General features: G+C 59.8%; 1 pseudogene. It reads left to right on the top strand.

Going from position 1 to position 579, the window contains the following annotated elements:
- Window positions 1-164 precede the first annotated feature (164 nt).
- Window positions 165-579, top strand: a pseudogene (locus H4J77_RS19615) (IS21 family transposase); the annotation flags it as partial.

Raw genomic sequence — 579 nt, 5'->3', positions numbered from 1 at the left:
GTGACCGATTTTGGGTGATATCCCGGAATCACCGGTCACGATGCCGGAATCGTCGGTCACGTTCCCCCGGAATCACTGCCAACACACTGGAATTCTTCAACTTAATCGCGCATACCGCTTCCTTTTTTCACGAGGAAGAGCGGATGCCGGCTGCGAGGATTTCCATGCGACAGATCATCGAGGTCTTGCGCCTCAAATACGAAGCCGGTCTCAGTCACGAGCGCATTGCTCGTGCCTGCGGACTCTCCAAGGGCGTGGTCGGCAAGTACGTCAGCCTGGCCCAGGTTCAGGGCGTTACCTGGCCACTGCCGAAGGACCTGGACAAGGTTCGGCTGTACGCGCTGCTGTTCCCGGCCAAGGCGCCACCGTCACGCTTTGCCGAGCCCGACTACTTCGAGGTTCATCAAGAGCTCAAGACCAAAGGCGTCACTCTGCAACTGCTCTGGGCCGAATACGTAGAACGCCACGGCGACAAGGCGTATCGCTACAGCCAGTACTGCCACCACTACCGGCTCTGGCGTGGCCGGCAGCGCCGCAGCATGCGACAGGTCCACCGGGCTGGCGAGAAGATCTTTATCG

Source organism: Pseudomonas sp. 5Ae-yellow (assembly GCF_014077575.1).
GTDB lineage: Bacteria > Pseudomonadota > Gammaproteobacteria > Pseudomonadales > Pseudomonadaceae > Halopseudomonas > Halopseudomonas neustonica.
This window is presented reverse-complemented; position numbering and strand designations above follow the sequence as displayed.